20 protein-coding genes are annotated in these 21442 nt (G+C 70.8%); 5 read left to right on the top strand and 15 right to left on the bottom strand.

Translation table 11 applies throughout. From position 1 onward, the window contains the following. Positions 1–135 precede the first annotated feature (135 nt). Positions 136–2238, bottom strand: coding sequence for a phosphocholine-specific phospholipase C (locus tag OOK40_RS32015; RefSeq protein WP_266488606.1), 2103 nt, complete (start codon positions 2236–2238; stop codon positions 136–138). Positions 2239–2500: 262 nt separating this feature from the next. Between OOK40_RS32015 and OOK40_RS32010 the strand changes: the two genes are divergently transcribed. Then, positions 2501–3400, top strand: a complete 900-nt coding sequence (locus OOK40_RS32010; protein WP_266488603.1) for a hypothetical protein — start codon at positions 2501–2503, stop codon at positions 3398–3400. A gap of 409 nt (positions 3401–3809) precedes the next feature. Here the strand turns inward: OOK40_RS32010 and gatB are convergent, their stop codons facing one another. The 8 genes from gatB to OOK40_RS31970 all read right to left on the bottom strand — a co-directional run bounded on the left by gatB (position 3810) and on the right by OOK40_RS31970 (position 13860). Further along, on the bottom strand, positions 3810–5318 hold the full coding sequence (gene gatB, locus OOK40_RS32005; RefSeq protein WP_266488600.1) for an Asp-tRNA(Asn)/Glu-tRNA(Gln) amidotransferase subunit GatB: 1509 nt from the start codon (positions 5316–5318) through the stop codon (positions 3810–3812). 16 nt (positions 5319–5334) lie between these two features. Further along, the gene (locus OOK40_RS32000; protein WP_266488598.1) at positions 5335–5577 is read right to left on the bottom strand and encodes a hypothetical protein; all 243 of its coding nucleotides are present in this window, start codon (positions 5575–5577) and stop codon (positions 5335–5337) included. Further along, positions 5574–7079: an Asp-tRNA(Asn)/Glu-tRNA(Gln) amidotransferase subunit GatA gene (gatA, locus tag OOK40_RS31995; protein WP_266488596.1), complete on the bottom strand. Its 1506-nt coding sequence runs from the start codon at positions 7077–7079 to the stop codon at positions 5574–5576. Before gatA ends, OOK40_RS32000 begins: the two co-directional genes overlap by 4 nt. Positions 7080–7084: 5 nt before the next feature. Next, entirely contained in the window at positions 7085–7381 is a 297-nt protein-coding gene (gene gatC, locus OOK40_RS31990; protein ID WP_016642027.1) for an Asp-tRNA(Asn)/Glu-tRNA(Gln) amidotransferase subunit GatC, read from the bottom strand. Between the two features lie 131 nt (positions 7382–7512). Beyond that, positions 7513–9654, bottom strand: a complete 2142-nt coding sequence (locus OOK40_RS31985; RefSeq protein ID WP_266488583.1) for a bifunctional diguanylate cyclase/phosphodiesterase — start codon at positions 9652–9654, stop codon at positions 7513–7515. Positions 9655–9970: 316 nt separating this feature from the next. Beyond that, positions 9971–12154: an NAD-dependent DNA ligase LigA gene (ligA, locus tag OOK40_RS31980; RefSeq protein WP_266488582.1), complete on the bottom strand. Its 2184-nt coding sequence runs from the start codon at positions 12152–12154 to the stop codon at positions 9971–9973. 15 nt (positions 12155–12169) lie between these two features. Continuing rightward, positions 12170–13165, bottom strand: a complete 996-nt coding sequence (locus OOK40_RS31975; protein WP_266488579.1) for a methionine synthase — start codon at positions 13163–13165, stop codon at positions 12170–12172. Next, on the bottom strand, positions 13162–13860 hold the full coding sequence (locus OOK40_RS31970; protein ID WP_266488576.1) for an SDR family oxidoreductase: 699 nt from the start codon (positions 13858–13860) through the stop codon (positions 13162–13164). Before OOK40_RS31970 ends, OOK40_RS31975 begins: the two co-directional genes overlap by 4 nt. 57 nt (positions 13861–13917) lie before the next feature. Here OOK40_RS31970 and OOK40_RS31965 point away from each other — a divergent pair, with 57 nt between their 5' ends. Then, positions 13918–14247: a DUF427 domain-containing protein gene (locus OOK40_RS31965; RefSeq protein ID WP_266488574.1), complete on the top strand. Its 330-nt coding sequence runs from the start codon at positions 13918–13920 to the stop codon at positions 14245–14247. Positions 14248–14301: 54 nt separating this feature from the next. Here the strand turns inward: OOK40_RS31965 and mnmA are convergent, their stop codons facing one another. Then, positions 14302–15432 carry a tRNA 2-thiouridine(34) synthase MnmA gene (gene mnmA, locus OOK40_RS31960; RefSeq protein ID WP_266488572.1) on the bottom strand — a complete coding sequence of 377 codons (1131 nt, stop codon included), beginning with the start codon at positions 15430–15432 and terminating at the stop codon, positions 14302–14304. Between the two features lie 61 nt (positions 15433–15493). Between mnmA and OOK40_RS31955 the strand changes: the two genes are divergently transcribed. Further along, on the top strand, positions 15494–16207 hold the full coding sequence (locus OOK40_RS31955; RefSeq protein WP_266488569.1) for an N-acetylmuramoyl-L-alanine amidase: 714 nt from the start codon (positions 15494–15496) through the stop codon (positions 16205–16207). A gap of 28 nt (positions 16208–16235) precedes the next feature. Here OOK40_RS31955 and OOK40_RS31950 read toward each other — a convergent pair whose 3' ends face one another. The 3 genes from OOK40_RS31950 to OOK40_RS31940 form a co-directional block, all read right to left on the bottom strand. Continuing rightward, positions 16236–17399 (bottom strand): cysteine desulfurase family protein, encoded by a 1164-nt coding sequence (locus OOK40_RS31950; RefSeq protein WP_266488567.1) that lies wholly within the window; start codon positions 17397–17399, stop codon positions 16236–16238. A gap of 133 nt (positions 17400–17532) precedes the next feature. Next, the gene (locus tag OOK40_RS31945) at positions 17533–17895 is read right to left on the bottom strand and encodes a DUF4190 domain-containing protein (protein WP_266488565.1); all 363 of its coding nucleotides are present in this window, start codon (positions 17893–17895) and stop codon (positions 17533–17535) included. A gap of 20 nt (positions 17896–17915) precedes the next feature. After that, on the bottom strand, positions 17916–18071 hold the full coding sequence (locus OOK40_RS31940) for a hypothetical protein (protein ID WP_266488563.1): 156 nt from the start codon (positions 18069–18071) through the stop codon (positions 17916–17918). Between the two features lie 103 nt (positions 18072–18174). On the opposite strand from OOK40_RS31940, the gene OOK40_RS31935 reads away from it, so the two are divergent. Then, positions 18175–18789, top strand: coding sequence for a TetR family transcriptional regulator (locus OOK40_RS31935; protein WP_266488561.1), 615 nt, complete (start codon positions 18175–18177; stop codon positions 18787–18789). On the opposite strand, the gene OOK40_RS31930 is transcribed toward OOK40_RS31935, so the two are convergent. After that, complete coding sequence (locus OOK40_RS31930; RefSeq protein WP_266488559.1) at positions 18758–19747, bottom strand: YafY family protein; 990 nt, start codon at positions 19745–19747, stop codon at positions 18758–18760. The genes OOK40_RS31935 and OOK40_RS31930 overlap by 32 nt on opposite strands. Before the next feature lie 96 nt (positions 19748–19843). Between OOK40_RS31930 and OOK40_RS31925 the strand changes: the two genes are divergently transcribed. Further along, positions 19844–20413 carry a TIGR03086 family metal-binding protein gene (locus tag OOK40_RS31925; protein WP_266488556.1) on the top strand — a complete coding sequence of 190 codons (570 nt, stop codon included), beginning with the start codon at positions 19844–19846 and terminating at the stop codon, positions 20411–20413. Positions 20414–20728: 315 nt separating this feature from the next. Here the strand turns inward: OOK40_RS31925 and OOK40_RS31920 are convergent. Continuing rightward, positions 20729–21442 (bottom strand): thioesterase family protein (locus tag OOK40_RS31920; protein WP_266488554.1); only part of this gene is annotated, 714 nt, incomplete at its 5' end.

Raw genomic sequence — 21442 nt, 5'->3', positions numbered from 1 at the left:
GAAACCTACGAAGGGACACTCTTGCAGCAGAACCTGATCCTTTGCCCCTTTCGTGGCCTTCCTCACAGCAGCTCCAGGGGGCCCGGATTCAGCTCCCGGACCCCCTTTTCACCTGCGGTTACGCAGGCTCTGCGTTCAGCCCGAGACGCTCGCTCGCCCGTTCTCTATGTGACCCATCAAACGGCGACGGAAGCCGGATTCGCGGTCGGCGGTCACCTCGATGTCGTACCAGCCGTGCGCGTCGGCCGCCGAGTGGACGACGCTGCGGCTGCGCCCCGGCTTGACCGTGACCGTGCGGGTCCAGTCCTCGAGGTCCGCCTCGTCGACGTAGGCCAGCGGCCGGATGGTGAAGGTGACCGGCTTGCTGCCGTCGTTGCGCAGGGTGAGGTGGAGATCGCGGTCGTGGTGGTCGATGGACGAGGACACTTCGGCCGCGCCGCCCACGCTGCCCGCGAACTCACGGCGGAAGCCGTTCGGCCCGGTGATCGTGAAGCGGTAGGCGTCCTTGGTAAGGGGCACCGACCATTGCGCCTTGCCCCTTACGTCCTTGTGCTGGGGCATGGGGAACTCACCGGCGTACGGATAGAGCGCGAAGTGCGCGCTCCCCCCGCCGCTGTTGCCGAGGAAGACCGTGAAGGTCCTGCCACCGCCGGTGATCCTGCCGTGCGCGTCGGGCTGGTACGGCAGCGGCCGCGCGGGCCGTGTCCCCTCCTCCTGGACGGGCATGTGCTGCACCAGCGGCGGCACGGGCCGCCAGCGGCCGGTGAACGGCGGGATCGCGCCGGGCTGGTCCACATCGGGCTGCGGCCTGCCGCGCCGGAAGTCTAAGGCGGAGGTCAGATCTCCGGTGACGGCGCGCCGCCAGGGGCTGATGTTGGGCTCCTCGATGCCGGTCCACTTCTCCAGCAGCCGGATCACCGAGGTGTGGTCGAAGACCTCGGAGCAGACGTAGCCGCCGACCGACCAGGGCGAGACGACCAGCATCGGCACCCGCACGCCCAGCCCGGTGGGCTTGCCGTTCCACTGCTCGTCGGTGACCTCGGGCGGCGCGACCGGCGGCGGGACATGGTCGAAGAAGCCGTCGTTCTCGTCGTAGTTGATCAGGACGACGGTGTGCCGCCAGACGTCGGGGTGCGAGCCGAGGGCGTCGAGCACCTTGTAGACAATCGTCGCGCTGTGGATGGGCGAGGAGACGCTGGGGTGCTCGGAGTCGACAGCGGACGGCACCAGATAGGAGACGGCCGGCAGGGTCCCCGCCGCGACGTCCTTGGCGAACTCCTCGGCGAGCGTGCCGGTGGGCACACGGCGCAGCCCGCGCTCGAAGAGCCGTCGCTCGGCGGGGGTGAGGCCCGCGACCCCTTCCTCCAGCAGACCCAGCAGCCGATCGCGCTCGGCGGTGTCCTGCGTGTCACGGACGGCCGCGTAGAACGACTCCATGAAGGTGTGGCCGCCGGTTTTGACGAGCGCCTTGCGGGCGATCGCTTTGAAGGTGGTGAAGAACTCGATCTGGTTGTCGGTGAAGTTCTCCCACTCGGAGTACGTCTTCCAGCTCCGCCCGGCCTTCTCCAGCCGCTCGGCGTAGGTGCACCAGTCGTAGCCGGGATGCGTGCCCTCGTCGTAGGCATCGTTGTCGACGGCGCGCTTGCCGTCGGCCTCGAAGCCGGTCTTCCCGCTCCACAGGTGGTTGCGGTTCGGGCTCGTCGACGTATGGATCGAGGAGTGGTAGGCGTCGCAGATGGTGAAGGTGTCCGCGAGCTCGTAGTGCAGCGGAATGTCCCGGCGGTCGTAATAGGCCATCGTGGCGGCCGACTTGGCGGAGACCCAGTTGTTCATCCAGCCGTCGGCCCAGGCCTTGGCGCCGCCGTTCCAGGAGTGGTCGAGGGCGCCGATGTACTGGAGGTCCTTCTTCTGCGTCTCGGCGGCGCCCCGGACGGGGAAGGGCAGCACGCTGCTGCCGAGCGGGCCGGGCTGCTCGAAGACGGGCCTGCCGGAGGGGAGTTCGACGGCGTTGCGGTCACCGAAGCCGCGCACGCCGCGCAGGGTGCCGAAGTAGTGGTCGAAGGACCGGTTCTCCTGCATGAGGATCACCACGTGCTTGACCGCGTGCAGCCCGCCGGGCGCGGGCTCGGCGGCCAGCGCTGCCTGGAGGGACGGGGGCAGCAGCGACCCGGCCGCCGCGGCGCCGAGCGTGCCTCCGCCGAGTGCGAGCAGACGCCGCCGTGACATGTCCGTGGTCAAGTGATCCTCCCGATTCCGCTGTTACCGCCCGGAACGTAATGAAGCCGGATGACTTGAGGAAGTCCCATGGAGGGCGCAGCGGTGAACGTCCAAGAGTCCGTGCGAAGAGTCCAAGACGCCGGGACTGCCGGGGGCGTTACCGGCCGTTACCCACCCCCAGCCGTCCCGAGACTGTGCGCCTGCCGTACCCGTGCTGTTCCGGGGCCGTAAATCCCCATCCGTACGGCCGGCGTTGTCGGTGGCGGCTGGCACGATGGGTGACATGGAAAACACGGGGACCAACCAGCCGATCGTTTGGCCCGGCGACGCCGCGGAGTTCGCCCTGACGCTCCATGACACACCCGATCCGTACTTCGACCGGGCTCCGGTTCCGGTGCTGGCGTACGACCCGGGGGCCTCGCTGCGGGACCGGCGGGAGGCCTTCCGGGAGGTGTACGCCGCGATCGTGGCCCGGATCGGCGAGCCGACGCTCTACGGCGGCTCGGCGGAAGGGCCCAATATCCGCTGGCGGGACAGCAGAAGGGTCGTGCTGCTCGCGGGCAACCGCCACCGCGCGCAGCTGTCGGTCCACGACACGGACACCTTGGAGAGCGACGAACGGCGCATCTTCGACTGGGGCGGCGCCTGGTCGGCGGACGAGCAGCACGACTTCGCCTTCCTGCCGTACGTCTGGCAGCTGGACCGGAGCGGGCCGGGCGTTCGGCCCATCGAGCGGCCGGGCGGGAGGATGGCCTCCAGCCTCGAACACTTCCAGAGCGCGCTGGAGTTGCTGCTCACGGCCTGGGTGGAGCAGCTTTCGGTGCAGGTCGGCGGCGACTGGGCGAGCTTCAGCGTGACCAGCGGGGCGGACCGCGGCCGTCAGCTTCAGATCTCGTACGCGCTGGAGGACGGGCTGCATGTCTCCGTCGACGACCGCGACGGCGAGGACAGCCCGGAGCGGGCGGGCTTGATGCGCTCACGCGGCTGGCAGTCCCGCGACCGGGGCTGGTGGCAGACGGACTTCCCGGAGCCGGAGCGCCCGGAGGTGGCGGCGGTGGCCCGACTGGCGGTCACGGAACTGCGGGCACGCGGCACGAAGGAGCCGGAGGAACTGCGCGCGAGGGATGTCAGCTGCAAGGACCGCGGCGAACTGTGGCTCCCGGGCCTGGGCATACGCCACTGATCCACCGGGCAACGCCGCGCCCGAGGCGGGTGCCTCCGCGTTGCCCGAGCCCCGGCGCCCCCGTCCCCTCGTTCGGCACCCGGGCCTCACCGCCAGGCACGCACGCCGTTTCTCGGCGCCCTGCCTCCCGGCACCCCGGCCCGAGCTCCCCGCGTCCGGCACCCGGGCCTCGGCACAGCCCGCCGTTTCTCGGCGCCCTGCCTCCCGGCACCCCGCCCTCAGCGTGGCGCGTCCGGCGCCCGTGTCCCGGGGCGCCCCCGGTCATAGCTTCCCGGGTCTCGGCTCCCGGGCCTCGCCGGCCAGGCGGGCCGCCGCATCCGGCACGTCGGTGGCGCGTAGGGCGGCGGCGCTCGGAACGCCGGAGGCGGCCCGCACCCGCAGGTGCGAACCGCCTCTCGTTGCGCGAGCGTCAGCCCTCGACGCCGAGCTTCTGCAGGATGAGCTCCTTGACGCGCGCCGCGTCCGCCTGGCCGCGCGTCGTCTTCATGACCGCGCCCACCAGCGCGCCGACCGCCGCGACCTTGCCGCCGCGGATCTTGTCGGCGATCGCCGCGTTGCCCGCGATCGCCTCGTCGACCGCCGCGCCGAGCGCGCCCTCGTCCGAGACGACCTTGAGGCCGCGCTTCTCGACGACGTCGTCGGGGCCGCCCTCGCCCGCGAGTACGCCCTCGATGACCTGGCGGGCCAGCTTGTCGTTGAGGTCGCCGGACGCGACCAGCGCCGCCACCCTGGCCACCTGGGCAGGCGTGATGGGCAGCGAGGAGAGCTCGACGCCCTCCTCGTTGGAGCGGCGGGCGAGCTCGCCCATCCACCACTTGCGCGCGGACGCGGCATCCGCACCCGCGTCGATCGTGGCGACGATCAGGTCGACCGCACCCGCGTTGAGGATCGACTGCATGTCGTGCTCGGAGACGCCCCACTCCTCGCGCAGCCGGTTCCGCCGCACCCGCGGGAGTTCGGGCAGCGTGGCGCGAAGCTCCTCGACCCACTCGCGCGCAGGCGCGACGGGGACGAGGTCGGGCTCCGGGAAGTACCGGTAGTCCTCCGCCTCCTCCTTCACGCGGCCGGACGTCGTGGAGCCGTCCTCCTCGTGGAAGTGGCGGGTCTCCTGGATGATCGTGCCGCCGGACGAGAGCACCGCCGCGTGGCGCTGGATCTCGAAGCGGGCCGCTCGCTCGACCGACCGCAGCGAGTTGACGTTCTTCGTCTCGGAGCGCGTGCCGAACTTCTCGACGCCGTGCGGCCGGAGCGAAAGGTTCACGTCGCAGCGCATCTGGCCCTGCTCCATGCGGGCCTCGGAGACACCGAGCGCCTTGATGAGCTCGCGCAGTTCGGCGACGTACGCCTTGGCGACCTCCGGCGCGCGCTCGCCCGCGCCCTCGATCGGCTTGGTGACGATCTCGATCAGCGGGATGCCGGCGCGGTTGTAGTCCAGCAGCGAGTGGGACGCGCCGTGGATACGGCCGGTGGCGCCGCCGACGTGCAGAGACTTGCCGGTGTCCTCCTCCATGTGGGCGCGCTCGATCTGCACGCGGAAGACCTCGCCGTCCTCCAGCTGAACGTCCAGATAGCCGTTGTAGGCGATCGGCTCGTCGTACTGCGAGGTCTGGAAGTTCTTCGGCATGTCCGGATAGAAGTAGTTCTTCCGGGCGAAGCGGCACCACTCGGCGATCTCGCAGTTCAGCGCGAGGCCGATCTTGACGGCCGACTCGACGCCGATCGCGTTGACGACCGGGAGCGAGCCGGGCATGCCGAGACAGGTCGGGCAGGTCTGCGAGTTGGGCTCGGCGCCCAGCTCGGTCGAGCAGCCGCAGAACATCTTGGTCTTGGTGCCGAGTTCGACATGGACCTCGAGGCCCATGACGGGGTCGTAGGCAGCGAGGGCGTCCTCGTACGACACCAGTTCAGTGACGGTCACGGTGAAACTTTCCCTCTCAGCCCAGCAGGACGTCGTCGTCGCCCAGGCGCCTCAGCTCGCGGTAGAGCAGGGCCAGGCCGGTGACGATGGCGGCAGCGGATACGGCGGCGTCGATCAGCCGGAGCGTGTCGCCCTCGTTGCGGGCCTTCTTGGCCTGCTTGGCGACGCTGATCGCACCGAAGGCGGTGGTGCCGATCGACAGATACGTCCCGGTCTTGGACTTCTTGAAGCCCTTTGCCTTGGTCAGTGCCTTGGTCACAGCGACGGAGCCTCCTCGAGCAGCGGGTGGCCCCACTTTTCCACGAAGGCCGCCTCGACGGCCGCGCCGACCTTGTACAGCCGGTCGTCCTTCATGGCGGGGGCGATGATCTGCAGTCCGACCGGCAGTCCGTCCTCCGGCGCGAGGCCGCAGGGCAGCGACATCGCGGCGTTGCCGGCCAGGTTGGTCGGGATGGTGCACAGGTCCGCGAGGTACATCGCCATCGGGTCGTCGGCGCGCTCGCCGATCGGGAAGGCGGTGGTCGGCGTGGTCGGCGAGACGATCACGTCGACCTGCTCGAAGGCCTTCTCGAAGTCCCGGGTGATGAGCGTGCGCACCTTCTGCGCGGAGCCGTAGTACGCGTCGTAGTAGCCGGAGCTGAGCGCGTACGTACCGAGCATGATCCGGCGCTTGACCTCGTCACCGAAGCCGGCCTCACGGGTGAGCGCGGTGACTTCCTCGGCGGACTTCGTGCCGTCGTCGCCGACCCGCAGGCCGTAGCGCATGGCGTCGAAGCGGGCCAGGTTGGAGGAGCACTCGGACGGCGCGATCAGGTAGTACGCGGAGAGCCCGAGGTCGAAGGACGGGCAGTCCAGCTCGACGATCGTCGCGCCGAGACCGCGCAGCAGCTCCACGGACTCGTCGAAGCGCTGGACGACACCGGCCTGGTAGCCCTCGCCGCGGAACTGCTTGACGACGCCGACGCGCATCCCCGCGACCGAGCCGTTCTTCGCGGCCTCGACGACCGGCGGGACCGGGGCGTCGATGGACGTCGAGTCCAGCGGGTCGTGACCGGCGATGACCTCGTGCAGCAGGGCCGCGTCCAGGACCGTGCGGGCGCAGGGGCCGCCCTGGTCGAGGGAGGAGGAGAAGGCGACCATGCCGAAGCGGGAGACGCCGCCGTAGGTGGGCTTGACGCCGACCGTGCCGGTGACGGCGGCGGGCTGGCGGATGGAACCGCCGGTGTCCGTGCCGATGGCCAGCGGTGCCTCGTACGAGGCGAGGGCCGCGCTCGACCCCCCGCCGGAACCGCCGGGGATACGGGTGAGGTCCCAGGGGTTGCCGGTCGGGCCGTAGGCGCTGTTCTCGGTGGAGGACCCCATGGCGAACTCGTCCATGTTGGTCTTGCCGAGGATGACGACGTCCGCCGCCTTGAGCTTCTTGGTCACCGTCGCGTCGTACGGCGGGATCCAGCCCTCGAGGATCTTGGAACCGACGGTGGTCGGGATGCCCTCGGTGGTGAAGATGTCCTTCAGCGCGAGCGGCACACCGGCCAGCGGGCCGAGCTTCTCGCCCGCCTCGCGCTTGGCGTCGACGGCGCGGGCCTGCGCGAGCGCTCCCTCACGGTCGACGTGCAGGAAGGCGTGCACCTTCTCGTCGACGGCCTCGATCCTGGCCAGGTGCGCCTCGGTGACCTCGACGGCCGTGAGCTCGCCGGAAGCGATCTTCGCGGCGATCTCTGCGGCGGTGAGCCTGATGATGGTGACGTTGGTGTCCGTCATGGTGATTAGTCCTCCCCCAGGATCTGCGGCACCTTGAAACGCTGCTGCTCCTGGGCAGGGGCGCCGGAGAGCGCCTGCTCGGGGGTGAGCGACGGACGGACCTCGTCCGCGCGCATGACATTGGTCAGCGGCAGCGGGTGGGAGGTCGGGGGTACGTCTTGGTCGGCGACCTCGGAGACGCGGGCGACCGCGCCGATGATGTCGTCGAGCTGTCCGGCGAAGTGGTCGAGCTCTTCGTCCTTCAGCTCCAGACGCGCCAGTCGGGCGAGGTGGGCGACCTCCTCGCGCGTAATGCCAGGCATGCAGCGATCCTCAGGGGTGAGTGTGTGGTTTTGAGCCCAATCCTATGGGGCACCGGCCACTCCCCACGAAACGGTTGTGCGGTGGGGACCTCCCCGGGCCCTGCTCCGGCGCCGCCCGGGACCGCGCCGGATCAGGGAACGACCTGGCCGGAGGGCTCGCTGGTCGGGCTCGCGGGAGGGTGCGTCGCCTCCGTGGCGGGGGGAAGTTCCGCCGCCCGGTGCCAGCCGCGCTCGCCCCGCGCCCGCAGCCACGCCGTGGTCTCCTGCGGCGGCATCGCGGCCGCGACCAGCCACCCCTGGACGGCGTCGCAGCCCAGATCGCGCAGCCGCTCCCAGGTCTCGTCGTCCTCGACGCCCTCGGCGACGACGAGCAGACCCAGCGAGTGGGCAAGGTCGACGGTGCAGCGGACGATCTCGGCGTCCTCGTTGTCGACGGCGAGCCGGGCCACGAACGAGCGGTCGATCTTGAGCTCGCTCACGGGGAGCTTGCGCAGATGCACGAGGGAGGAGTAGCCGGTGCCGAAGTCGTCCAGGGACATCTTCACGCCGTGGTCGGTGAGCCCGGCGAGCGTGTCCGCGGCGCGCTGGGGGTCCTCCAGGAGGACGTGTTCCGTGATCTCCAGCTGGAGGGAGCCGGCCGGGACACCGTGGCGGGCGAGGCGGGCGGCGACGGATCCGGCGAATCCGGGGGTGTGCACGTCGCGCGGCGAGACATTCACGGCCACCGGCACGTCCAGCCCCTGGGCGCGCCACTTGGCGACCTGCCCGAGGGCCGTGTCCAGCACGTACTCCGTCAGATGCGGCATCAGGCCCGAGGACTCGGCGATGGCGATGAACTCGTCCGGGGGGACCCGGCCGCGCTCCGGATGGACCCAGCGGACCAGCGCCTCCAGTCCGGCGACGTGGCCGTCGAAGCGGACCTTGGGCTGGTAGTGCAGCTCCACGTCACCGGCGTCCAGCGCCCGGCGCAGGTCGCCCAGCAGGCCGAGCCGGTCGGGGGTGTTGCTGTCCCGCTTGGACTCGTACACCTCCACGCCCGTGCGGTCCCGCTTCGCCTGGTACATCGCGACGTCCGCGCGCCGCAGCAGTCCTTCCGCGTCCAGTGCGTGCTCGGGGAAGACGGCGACGCCCGCGCTCGCCTCCAGGACGAGGGTGAGCCCGTCGAGATCGAGCGGCGAGGACAGCTCGGCGACCAGATGGCGGGCGACGCGCTGGGCGCTGGTGGTGGAGTCGGCCGTCGGGAGCAGTACGGCGAACTCGTCGCCGCCGAGCCGGGCCGCCTCGGCGCCCCGGGGCAGGGCGAGCCTCAGCCGGTCGGCTATCTGGAGCAGCAGCCGGTCCCCCGCGAGATGGCCGAGTGTGTCATTGACGGAACGAAAGCGGTCCAGATCGATCAGCACGAGAGCCGAACGGGCACCGCTGCCCTCCGCGTCCGCGAGGGCGGACCAGGTCCGCTCCAGGAGCCACTGACGGTTCGGCAGGCCCGTCAGGGGGTCGCGCAGCTGCTCCTCCGCTCTGGCCCGGGCGATCCACAGCGTGGAGTCGAGGGCGATCAGCGGTACGGCGAACAGGGGCAGCAGCAGCGGCAGGGCGACGGCGACAACACAGATCAGCGGGGCGATGCCGAGCAGGGCGACCGCGACAAGGCCCTGCCGAAGCAGGGCCGTACGAGCTGCTGTGGGCAGACCGCCCCCCTGGGGGGCCAGGACATACCACAACAGCAGCCGGGTGACCACGAGATAGGCGGTGGCGGCGAGGATCACTTCAGGGGCGGCCTCGATGCCCCATTCGAGTGGCGTCCAGGGCGCCTCGACGCTCGGCTCCACCCCGAACACCTCGAGGACGAGAGCGGCCGCGCCGATCCCGAGGATGTCCACGGAGCCGTGCAACACCCCCTGGCGCCAGCGGTGTCTGCGGGCGACGCCGACCAGGGCGACGACGGCGAGGCTGACCAGCCCGGCCGGCACCCAGCCGAACAGAAGCAGGACCGCGAGGGTGAGGGCGGCGCCGGACCCGGTGCCGCCCCACCAGCGATCGCGGCCGAGCGCGACAAGATGACCGACGATGATCCCGGAGAGAACGGCGAGCGACCAGCCCGCCGTGGAACCGGGGAAGAGCGCTCGCCCGTCCCCCACGGTGCTGAAGACTCCGAAGACGAGCAGTGCGGCGGCGCATACGACGACGGCGACAGGCAGTAGTCCCGGCGTCATGCCCGCAAGAGCCGCGAATCCACGCGGCCGTGAGACCGGGGCGGCGCTCTCGGTCGGTTTCATTCCCGTCCCTCTCACAGCCGGCGGTGCCGATGCCTCGCGATGGCTCCCGTTGTCATGCCACCACGACTGGAATCCCACCACGCAGCCGTGCACGACAGGCGCACGTCTCAACAGTAGGCCGCGGTGGGCTCGCACGGGCAGCGCTCTACTGCTCTTGCCCGAATGAGACCTGGCCACCCTTATCCATCTGGTATGCGCTGAACGGGTGACCTGTACCGGTCGTTCCGAGGCGGAATCCGGCGTCCGATTCCCGCCCTGTGCGCCCCCTCTTGGCCCTTTGACGAGCCCCTCCCAAGCCCCGCGCACGCCCCCTCCGTCACGCCTCTGGAGGCGCTGCGGCCTCACGGGCCGCGTCCGGGCCCTGTTCGAGCAGTACGGCGAAGCCCTCCTCGTCCAGCACCGGCACCTTCAGCTGCATGGCCTTGTCGTACTTGGAACCGGGGTTGTCGCCCACGACCACGAAGCTCGTTTTCTTCGAAACGGAACCGGCCACTTTCGCGCCACGGCTCTGGAGGGCTTCTTTTGCGCCATCCCTGGTGTAGTCGGCGAGGGTGCCGGTGACGACGACGGTGAGTCCTTCCAGCGGCCGCGGGCCTTCCTCCTCGCCCGCGCCCTCTTCCTCCATGCGCACGCCCGCCGCCCGCCACTTGCGCAGGATCTCGCGGTGCCAGTCCTCCTCGAACCACTGCTTGAGGGAGGCTGCGATGGTCGGTCCCACGCCGTCGACGGCCGCGAGCTCTTCCTCACCGGCCTGCTCGATCCGCTCGATCGACCGGAACTCCCGGGCCAGCGCCTCGGCCGCGACCGGGCCGACATGACGGATCGACAGACCCGTGATGATCCGGGCCAGTGGGCGCTCCTTGGCGGCCTGGATGTTCTCCAGCATCGCGAGGGCGTTCTTCTTCGGTTCGCCCAGCTGGTTGGCGAAGACCGTGACGACCTTCTCCTCGCCGGTCTTCGGGTCGCGCTTGGGCAGTCCGCTGTCCTGGTCCAGGACGTACGCCGTGATGGGCAGCAGCTGCTCGATGGTGAGGTCGAAGAGATCGCCCTCATCGCTCAGCGGCGGCTCGGCGGGCTCCAGGGGCTTGGTGAGCGCCGCCGCGGCCACATAGCCGAAGTTCTCGATGTCCAGCGACTTGCGGCCGGCGAGGTAGAAGAGACGTTCACGCAACTGGGCCGGGCAGGAACGGGCGTTGGGGCAGCGCAGATCGACGTCGCCCTCCTTCATGGGGCGCAGCCCGGTGCCGCACTCGGGGCACTCGGAGGGCATCACGAACTCCCGCTCGGTGCCGTCCCGCAGGTCCACGACCGGGCCGAGGATCTCCGGAATGACGTCGCCCGCCTTGCGCAGCACCACCGTGTCGCCGATCAGCACGCCCTTGGCCTTGACCACGTCCTGGTTGTGCAGGGTGGCGAACTCGACCTCGGAGCCCGCGACCGTGACCGGCTCCACCTGGGCATACGGCGTGACGCGCCCGGTGCGGCCGACGCCGACCCGGATGTTGACCAGCTTGGTGTTGACCTCCTCCGGGGCGTACTTCCACGCGATCGCCCAGCGCGGCGCCCGCGAGGTGGAGCCGAGCCGCCCCTGGAGCGGGATCTCGTCGAGCTTGACGACCACGCCGTCGATCTCGTGCTCCATGGAGTGCCGGTTCTCGCCGTAGTAGGCGATGAACTCCCGCACGCCCTCCAGCGAGTCCACGACCTTGTAGTGCTTGGCGGTGGGCAGGCCCCAGGCGCGCAGCAGGTCGTAGGCCTGGGACAGGCGGTCGATGTCGAAGCCCGCACGCGCGCCGATGCCGTGCACCACCATGTGCAGTGGCAGGGTCGCGGTGACCTTCGGGTCCTTCTGGCGCAGCGAACCGGACGCGGAGTTGCGCGGGTTGGCGTACGGCTGCTCACCGGCCTCCACCCGCCGGGCGTTGAGTTCCTGGAACTTGTCCATCGGGAAGAAGACCTCGCCGCGGATCTCGACGAGATCCGGGACATGGTCCCCGTGCAGCCGGTCCGGAATGTCCGCGATCGTACGGACATTGGGGGTGATGTCCTCACCGACGCGACCGTCGCCGCGGGTCGCCGCGCGGGTCAGCCTGCCCTTCTCGTACGTCAGGTTCACGGCGAGGCCGTCCACCTTGAGTTCGCACAGGAAGTGGTAGCCCGGGGAGCCCACATCGCGCGCGACGCGCTCGGCCCAGGAGGCCAGTTCCCCCTCGTCGAAGGCATTGTCCAGGGAGAGCATCCGCTCGCGGTGCTCGACCTTCGCCAGCTCCGTCTCGTACTGCCCCGCGACCTTCTGGGTCGGCGAGTCGGGCGTGCGCAGCTCGGGGTACCGCTCCTCCAGCGACTCCAGCTCGCGCAGCAGCTTGTCGAACTCGCCGTCGCTGATGACGGGGCTGTCCTTCACGTAGTACCGGAAGCGGTGCCCCTCGACCTGCTCGGCCAGCCGGGCATGCTTCTCCCGTGCCTCGGCGGGCACAGACCCTTGCTGTTCGACAGCCACCGTCTCGTCCTCCCGTTACTCAGGGTTGTCTGCGAGCGATCTCGCGGCCCGGACGCAGTGGGCGAGCGCCGCGCGTGCGTATGCCGGTGAGGCACCCGCGAGTCCGCATGTCGGGGTGATCACCACGGACTCGCTCAGAGTCCCCGGACTCAGCCCCAACCTGCGCCACAACGTCCTGACACCCATGACGCTACCGGCAGGGTCTGACAATGGAGCGTCGCTGGACGGCACGACGCCCGCAAACAGATGCGTACCGCCTTCGACGGCCTCACCGATCTGATCCTCGTCACGCTCGGTGAGCAGACCGAAGTCGAACGAGACTCCCCCGGCCCCTGCCCGGCGCAGCAGCGCGAACGGCACGTCCGGCGCGCACGAGTGGATCGTGACGGGCTCGTCGCTCACCCCGATCACATCCCGCAGCGTGCTCTCGACGACCTGGCGGTCCACCGCCCTGTGGGTGCGATACCCACTGGCGGTCCTGATCTGGCCCCGCAGTACAGCGGTGAGCGACGGCTCGTCGAGCTGCAGCACCACGCGGGCGCCGGGCACCCGGCGGCGTACGTCCGCCAGATGCGAGCGCAGCCCCTCGGCGAGCGAGTCCGCGAGGTCCCGTACGGCGCCCGGATCGCCCAGCGACGCCTCGCCGTTGCGCAGCTCCAGCGAGGCGGCGAGCGTCCACGGCCCCACCGCCTGGACTTTGAGCGGCCCCTCGTAGCCCTGGGTGTGCTCCTCCAGCGCGTCGAGATCCTCGCCGAGCCAGGAGCGGGCCCTGCGGGTGTCGCGCCCCGGCCGGTCGCTGATCCGCCAGCCACTGGGCTCGACATGCCCGTACATCTCGACGAGCAGCCCGATGGTCCGCCCGATCATGTCGGCTCCGGGCCCGCGGGCGGGCAGTTCGGGCAGATGAGGAAAGTCGTCGAACGATCCGGCGACGGTCTTCGCGGCTTCGCGGGCGTCCCCGCCGGGCATCGATCCGACGCCGGTCGCGGGGCCCCATGGGAAGGTGTTCATCGCCCGGGCCGCACCGTCACGTCGTTGATCTCGGCGTCGCGCGGCAGGTCGATCGCCATGAGGATCGTCGTCGCGACCGACTCTGGGTCGATCCAGCGGGACGCGTCGTACTCCTTGCCCTCCTGGGAGTGCACCTTGGCCTGCATCGGGCTCGCGGTGCGGCCCGGGTAGACCGAGGTCACCCGGACGCCGTTGCCGTGCTCCTCGTGGCGCAGGGAGTCGGCGAGCGCCTTGAGGCCGTGCTTGGAGGCGGCGTAAGCGCCCCATTCCGCATGGGCGTTGAGGCCGGCGCCGGAGTTGACGAAAACCACCTGGCCCCTGGCGGCCCGCAGGTGCGGAAGGAAGAGCCGGGTCAGCTCGGCGGGTGAGATCAGATTGGCGTTGAGCTGCTGGTGCCAGGTCTTGGGGCGCAGCTCCGCGATCGGGCCGAGGTCGAGAATGCCCGCGATGTGCAGCAGCGAGTCCAGATGCTCCGGCATGGGCTGCATGCCGAGAGACTTGGAAATGCGGTCGGGGTCGGCGAGATCGGCGACGAGGGTACGGGCGCCCTCGTAGCGAGCGGCGAGCTCCTTGGCGCGGCCGGCGTCGCGCGCCAGCAGGATCAGCTCGTCCCCGCGCGCGTGCAGGCGGCGCGCGACGGCCCCGCCGATGCCGGAGCCTGCCCCGGTGATCAGATGTGTAGCCATACGGGACATGCTCGCACTACGGCGGGAACAGGGAAGAAGTGCGGCCCTGCCGGTGCTGTCCCCGGTATGGCCAAAGGACACACGATCACCATCGAGCAGAGCACGGTCCATGTACGCGTCACACGCGGCGACGACATCCTCGCGGAGAGCCGGCGCCCGCTCGTCCTGCGCGAGACGGGCTCCCCCGTGCGCTACTACCTCCCCGAGGAGGACGTACGCACGGACCTGCTGAAGCCCTCCGAGACGCACACCTACTGCCCCTTCAAGGGGACGGCCTCCTACTGGTCGCTGCCGGACGCGCAGGACCTGGTGTGGGCATACCCCGAGCCCAAGGACGAAGTGGCGCAGATCAAGGGGCACTTCTGCTTCTACGACACCGAGGTCGTCGACGCCTGAGCGTTGGCGTTCAAAGGGAGAGACGACGCGTAGATCCGGCCGATCCGGCCGGATCTACGCGACCGACGCGGTCCCCGCCCGCTCGGTCGTCGCGATCGTCGCCGAGCCGACCACGCGGCTGCCGTCGTACAGCACGATCGCCTGGCCGGGAGCCACGCCCCGCACCGGCTCGGTGAACGAGACCTGGAGCTCGTCGTCGACCAGCTCGGCGGTCACCGGCGTCTCGCCGCCGTGGGCGCGCAGCTGCGCGGTGTACGTTCCGGGGTCCGCCGGGGCCACTCCGCACCAGCGCGGCTTGATCGCCGTCAGAGCCGTGACGTCGAGGGCCTCGACCGGGCCCACCGTCACCGTGTTGTTCACCGGAGAGATGTCCAGGACGTAGCGCGGCTTGCCGTCGGGAGCAGGGTGGCCGATGCGCAGCCCCTTGCGCTGGCCGATCGTGAAGCCGAAGGCCCCGTCGTGGGTGCCCAGCTTCGTGCCCGACTCGTCGACGATGTCGCCCTCCGCCGTGCCGAGGCGGTTCGCGAGGAAGCCCTGGGTGTCGCCGTCGGCGATGAAGCAGATGTCGTGACTGTCGGGCTTCTTGGCGACGGCGAGGCCCCTGCGCTCGGCCTCGGCGCGGATCTCACCCTTGGTGGTGAGGGTGTCTCCCAGCGGGAACATCGCGTGCGCCAGCTGCCGCTCGTCGAGCACACCGAGGACGTAGGACTGGTCCTTGGCCATGTCGGAGGCCCGGTGCAGCTCGCGGCTGCCGTCCTGGCCCGTCACGACCGTGGCGTAGTGGCCGGTGCACACGGCGTCGAAGCCGAGCGCGAGCGCCTTGTCCAGCAGCGCCGCGAACTTGATCTTCTCGTTGCAGCGCAGACAGGGGTTGGGGGTACGGCCCGCCTCGTACTCCGCGACGAAGTCCTCGACCACGTCCTCGCGGAAGCGCTCGGCGAGATCCCACACGTAGAAGGGGATGCCGATGACGTCGGCGGCGCGGCGGGCGTCGCGGGAGTCCTCGATGGTGCAGCAGCCGCGCGCGCCTGTACGGAAGGACTGCGGGTTCGCGGAGAGTGCGAGGTGCACACCGGTGACATCGTGGCCGGCCTCGGCGGCCCGGGCGGCGGCGACGGCGGAGTCCACGCCGCCCGACATTGCGGCGAGCACACGGAGGGGGCGCTGGGGAGTCTGAGGAGTCATAGCTCTACCAGGGTAAGGGGACCTGGGAACCGAAAGCTCGCGCGTATGCGTTGGGCATCTCATGGGGAGTGAATCGAAGCGCGGCGGCGAGCAGGGCAAGGGGCGGGGCGTGAGCCGGCGGGCCGTGCTGATCGGGGGCGGTGCCGCGCTGGTGGGCGCGGGTGTGCTCGCCCGGGACGAGCTGCGGCGTGCCTGGTGGCGGCTGCCGGGGATGGCAAAGCCACGCAAGGAGGGTGAGCTCGACCACCCGGGCGCGGAGTGGACGGCTGCGTCCCGGGCGAACTGGCGGCTCGCGGACCGGCCCGACGACTACGGCATCGACATGGTGGTGATCCATGTCGTCCAGGGCAGCTATCCGACGGCACTGAGGGTCTTCAAGGACCCGGGGCACGGGGCCGCGGCGCACTATGTCGTACGCAAGGACGGGCATGTGGCCCAGATGATCCGCGAGCTGGATGTGGCCTTCCACGCGGGCAACCGCTCGTACAACGAACGCAGCATCGGCATAGAACACGAAGGCTTCGTGGACCGCCCGGGCGATTTCACGGACGCGATGTACCAGGCGTCCGCGCAGCTCACGGCCGGGATATGCGCGCGGTACGACATCCCGGTCGACCGGAAGCACATCATCGGTCACGTCGAGGTGCCGGGGACGGACCACACGGACCCGGGGCCGCACTGGGACTGGAACCGCTATCTCGCGCTCGTACGCAAGGCGCTACCGAGGGCGCGGGAGGCCGCGAAGTCCGCCGAGGCCAGGTCAGGGACGGGCTGAGCCCGAAGTCCCCAAGCCCCGCCGTGCCCTAACTGAGCCCCGCTGTACGGGCCCGTTCCACCGCGGGGCCTATGGCCTCGGCGACCGCCCTTACGTCGGCCTTGGTGGAGGTGTGGCCGAGGCTGAAGCGCAGGGTTCCGCGGGCCAGGTCCGGGTCGGTGCCGGTGGCCAGGAGGACATGGCTGGGCTGGGCGACGCCGGCCGTGCAGGCGGAGCCGGTGGAGCACTCGATGCCCTGCGCGTCGAGCAGCAGGAGCAGGGAGTCGCCCTCGCAGCCCGGGAAGGTGAAGTGGGCGTTGGCGGGCAGCCGGTTGTCCGGGTCGCCGCCGAGGATCGCGTCGGGGACGGCCGTGCGCACGGCGTCGACCAGCTCGTCGCGCAGGGCGCCGATCTCGCGGGCGAAGTCCTCGTGGCGCTCGGCGGCGATGCGCCCGGCGACGGCGAAGGAGGCGATCGCGGGGGCGTCGAGGGTGCCGGAGCGCACATGGCGTTCCTGGCCGCCGCCGTGCAGGACGGGGACGGGGGTGTACTCGCGGCCGAGCAGCAGCGCGCCGATGCCGTACGGGCCGCCGATCTTGTGTCCGGAGACGGTCATGGCCGCGAGACCCGACGCGGCGAAGTCGACGTCGAGCTGGCCGAAGGCCTGGACCGCGTCGGCGTGCAGCGGCACGTCGAACTCGCTTGCCACTGCCGAGAGTTCGGTGACCGGCATGACCGTGCCGATCTCGTTGTTGGCCCACATCACGGTGGCGAGCGCGACATCGTCGGGATTGCGCTCGATGGCCTCGCGCAGCGCCTCGGGGTGCACCCGCCCGTACGCGTCGACCGGCAGGTACTCGACCCTCGCGCCCTCGTGCTCGCCGAGCCAGTCGACGGCGTCGAGGACGGCGTGGTGCTCGACGGGGCTGGCGAGGACGCGGGTCCTGGCCGGTTCGGCGTCGCGTCGCTGCCAGTACAGGCCCTTCACGGCGAGGTTGTCGGCCTCGGTGCCGCCGGAGGTGAAGACCACCTCGCTGGGGCGCCCGCCGAGGGCGTCGGCGAGCGTCTCGCGGGCCTCCTCGACCGTACGTCGGGCGCGGCGCCCGGCGGCGTGCAGCGCGGAGGCGTTGCCGGTGACGGTGAGCTGCGCGGTCAGCGCCTCGACGGCCTCCGGCAGCATGGGAGTGGTCGCAGCGTGGTCGAGGTAAGCCATGGTGGCCCCGATTCTACGAGGCCTTGTGGGGGCGCGGACGCGGCGCAGGGGTGCACGGGCGTGCGGGTGCCCTTTTTCTCCCGCTGCGGGGCCGTCCTCCGCGGCTGCAGTGCCGCTTCTGCGGCTGCCCGCGTCAGCTGCCGAAGCCCCAGGCGACGGTTCCGTTCACGGTGACCAGTACGGCGAGTACGGCCAGGTCGGCGACGCCGAGGGCGAGTCCCAGCAGGGCGCGGCCGCGGCGTGCGGTGCCCCGCCAGAGGGCGATGGCGGACAGGACGATGGCGATCGGGCCGAGCACGATGTTCATGACGAGCAGACCGACGAGGCCGAGGACGAAGGCGGCGACGGCCATACCGTCGGTGTCGCGCATGCCCACCGGCTTGGCGTCGGAGGTGGTGTCGGGCCTGGCCCCGGCGGTCTCCCGGACGGCGGCATCCCCGTGGGTGCTCTCGGTCCGTGCGGTGCGCGCGGAGCGTGCTGTGGCGGTGAGCTGCATGGCGGTTGGCTCCTTCCGGGTCAGTGGTGGTGACGTGCGCGGCGCTCGCGCACGGCGAAGACGAGCAGCCAGGCACCGATCAGGGTGCAGGCCACGAAGGTTACGGAGAGGGGAAGTTGGGCCACGGCGCCCAGCATGATTCCCAGGAGGAGAAGCGCTGCGACGAGGGCGATCATCGTCTTCCTTTCGAATTCCCGGTGAACACTTGGGAGTACGACTGTTCACTGACTCCTGAGTCTACACTTCCGTTCTTCGGAGAACGGTTGTTTACTGAATGGTATGAGTCACACCACCGGGATCCGTCAGGCCCAGAAACAGAAGACCCGTCAGGCCCTCCTGGACGCCGCGCTGCAGTTGCTGGAGGAGCAGAGCCTGAGCAGCCTCGGCCTGCGCGAGGTGACCCGGGCCGTGGGTGTGGCGCCGACCGCGTTCTACCGGCACTTCCGGGACATGGCCGATCTCGGCGTCGCGCTCGTCGAGGAGGCGCTCGGCAGCCTGCACGCCACGATCGGCGAGGCAATGGCCGAAAACGGCGACGATCTGCGGATCGACCGCACCGTCGCGCTCATCGCCGACCTGGTGCGTACGTCCCCCGGGCATGTCCGCTTCATCGCCCGCGAACGGCACGGCGGTGTGCAGCCCGTGCGCGAGGCGATCGGAGATCAACTGCGCCGGTTCGGCGACGAGGTGGCGGCAGCGTTCGCCCGGGAGCCCGAGACGGCGGGGTGGAGCGAGGCGGATCTGACGATGCTCGCAGGCGTGTACGTGGACCACATGGTGATGACGGCCTGCACCTTCCTGGAGGCCGGGCCGGACGGCGAGGAGCGGGTCTCCTCGGTGGCGCGCCGTCAGCTGCGGCTGATCAGCGTCGGCCGCCGTCACTGGCTGGACTGACGGAGCCGTCCCCGTACAACTCGACGACCGCGGCGGCCGCGCGGGCCAGCTCCGCGCGGGCCTCGGGCGGCGAGAGCACCTCCACACTCTCGCCGGAGGCGAGCAACGCGCGGGCCGCCATGAGGGCCGGGAGCGCGAGCTCGACATACGTCCACTCCCCCTCGGTGACGGGCTCGACGGCCAGCCGGCCCGCGTGGATCCGCAGAAACAGGTCCAGGTGATCGGCCCGCACCCGCGCCGTGACCCGTACGTCCGCGGGACGGTCCTCGACCCGACGGCGCAACACCGCCCAGACGTCCGCCAGTTCCTGGCCGGCGCGCCGCCGCACCGGCGCGTCGGTGAGCGTGGCGGCGACAACCCGGTCCGCGCGGAACAGCCGGGGCCGGGTCCGGTGGTCGGCGACCAGATACCAGACACCTGCCTTCACGACGAGTCCGTACGGATCGAGGGTGTACGTCCGGGGCTCGGTCGTCCCGCTGTGGCGGTAGCGCAGCCGCAGCCGCCGGTCGGTGAAGACGGCGGAGTTGAGTACGTCCAGGTCCACGGCGGGCCGGGGCGTCCTCATCCAGCGTGCCGGATCGACCAGGATCCGCCGGCTCGTCAACTCGGCCGCGGGCCGGTGCGGTTCGGGCAGCGCGGCCATCACCTTGCGCAGCGCCGAGCCGAGCGCCTCGTCAAGGCCGAGCGCAGCGTGCGCACCCTGGGCCGCCAGCACGAACAGGGCGCGGGACTCGTCGGCCGTCAGTCCGGTGACGTCGGTACGGAAACCGGGCAGCAGCGAGATACCGCCGTGGCGGCCGCGCTCGGCGTAGACGGGAACGCCGGAGGCGGAAAGCGCCTCGATGTCGCGGTAGATGGTGCGTACGGAGACTTCGTGCCGCTCGGCCAGCTCGGCGGCCGGGACGAGACCGCGGGTCTGGAGGAGCAGCAGGATCGAGAGCAGCCGGTCGGACTTCACGGGTCTGAGGGTCTCCGGAAAACATGACGGGGGATGTCAGGTTATCCGTGCAGAGTGCGGTTCGTCAGCGAGACCGATGTTGAGGAGACGGACACCATGAACGATCCGCGCCCCCTGTTCGAGCGTGCGGCCGAGCAGTTCGCGAGCCTGCTGAAGCTTGCGACGCCGCAGCGGCTGGGAGATCCGACGCCGTGTACGGAGTACGACGTACGCGCGCTGCTGTCCCATGTCGTGGGGGCCACCCACCGGATCGCCCTCATCGGCGAGGGCGGAGACGGCCTCTCCCTGCCGGCCCGCGTCGACGGCGTCGCCGACGACGGCTGGCCGGCGGCGTACGAGGCAGCCCGCGCCCGCTTCACCTCGGCATGGGCGGACGACACGAAGCTCGGCCGCGAGGTCACGGTCCCCTGGGGCGCGGTGCCGGGAGCCGGGGCGGTCGGCGGCTATGTGATGGAGACGGTCACCCATACCTGGGACCTCTCGCAGGCGCTGGGCCATCCGATGGCCCTGGACGAGGAGTTGGCCGAGATCATCCTGCCGATCGCTCGTGAGGTGCTCCCGGCGGAGGCGCGGGTGGAGGGGCTGCCGTTCGGGGTGGTGCGGGAGGCGCCGGAGGGGGCGGATGCGTATGGGAGGTTGGCGGCGTGGCTGGGGCGGACGGTGTGACGGTGCGGGTTCCGCTGCGCGGGGCTTGTCCCCCACCCCTTCCCGTAACCGGGGGCGCTGCCCCCGGTTACCCGCTCCTCAAAGCGCCGGAGGGGCTGAATTTCGCGTCCAGGACCACGCCTCAAACTCCCCCAGACTTCGTCCGGGGGGACCCCCACGGGGCTGGATTGTGCGGCTGGGCCGCACAATCAGCCCGTCCGGCGTTTGAGGACATGCGGCCGAAGGTCGCATACGGGGTCTGGGGGCTTGCCCCCAGTTCGGGAAGGGGCGGGGAGGGGAACAAGCCCGCCGCAGGCGCACCCCCCGCACCCCGGCTCAGCCGCGCGGCGCCTTCGCCAGTTGGCGGGACTGTGCGACCAGGCGGTCCGCACTGTCCCACACCTCCGCGTCCTCCTCCAGGAAGCCGCCCGCCAGGTTCCGCGTCCTGATCGACACCCGCAGCGGTCCCGGCGCCGGGCGGCAGCGGATGTGCGTGGTGAGTTCGACCGTCGGGGTCCAGCCCTTCAGGCCGAGCTCGAACGACGTCGGCGGCAGCGCGTCGACCGTGAGCAGCAGCGAGAACGGGTCCGGGTCGCGGCCGTCCGCGAGCGAGAACCAGCCGCGCATCTCGCCCTTGCCCGAGGGGGCACCGACAGCCCAGCCGACGGTCGCCGGGTCGAGCTTGATGTTCAGCCGCTCGGTGATCGCCGAGCTTCCGGGGATCGCCGCGGGGCCGTCGGACGGCCCGAGGCAGTTCTGAAGCGCGGGCATGGCGGGCGGGTTGGCGGTCGTCTGTACGTCGTCGGCCAGGTCGTCCAGATCGCCGTACGTCGCCAGCACGCGGATGCGCTCGACCTCGACGCCGTCCTCGTCGTACTGGAAGAGCGAGGCCTGGCCCGTCGAGAGCGTGCGCCCGGTGCGTACGGTCTCGGTGCGGACGACCGCAGGTCCCGGCTGCGACGCGCTCAGATAGTGCGCCGAGACGGTGAACGGGTCGGGGTGCGGCAACGCGTCGGCCAGCGCCCGGCCGAGCAGGGCCAGCAGGTAGCA

Origin of the sequence: Streptomyces sp. NBC_01481 (genome assembly GCF_026339995.1) — a bacterium.
Classification (GTDB): Bacteria; Actinomycetota; Actinomycetes; order Streptomycetales; family Streptomycetaceae; genus Streptomyces.
This window is presented reverse-complemented; position numbering and strand designations above follow the sequence as displayed.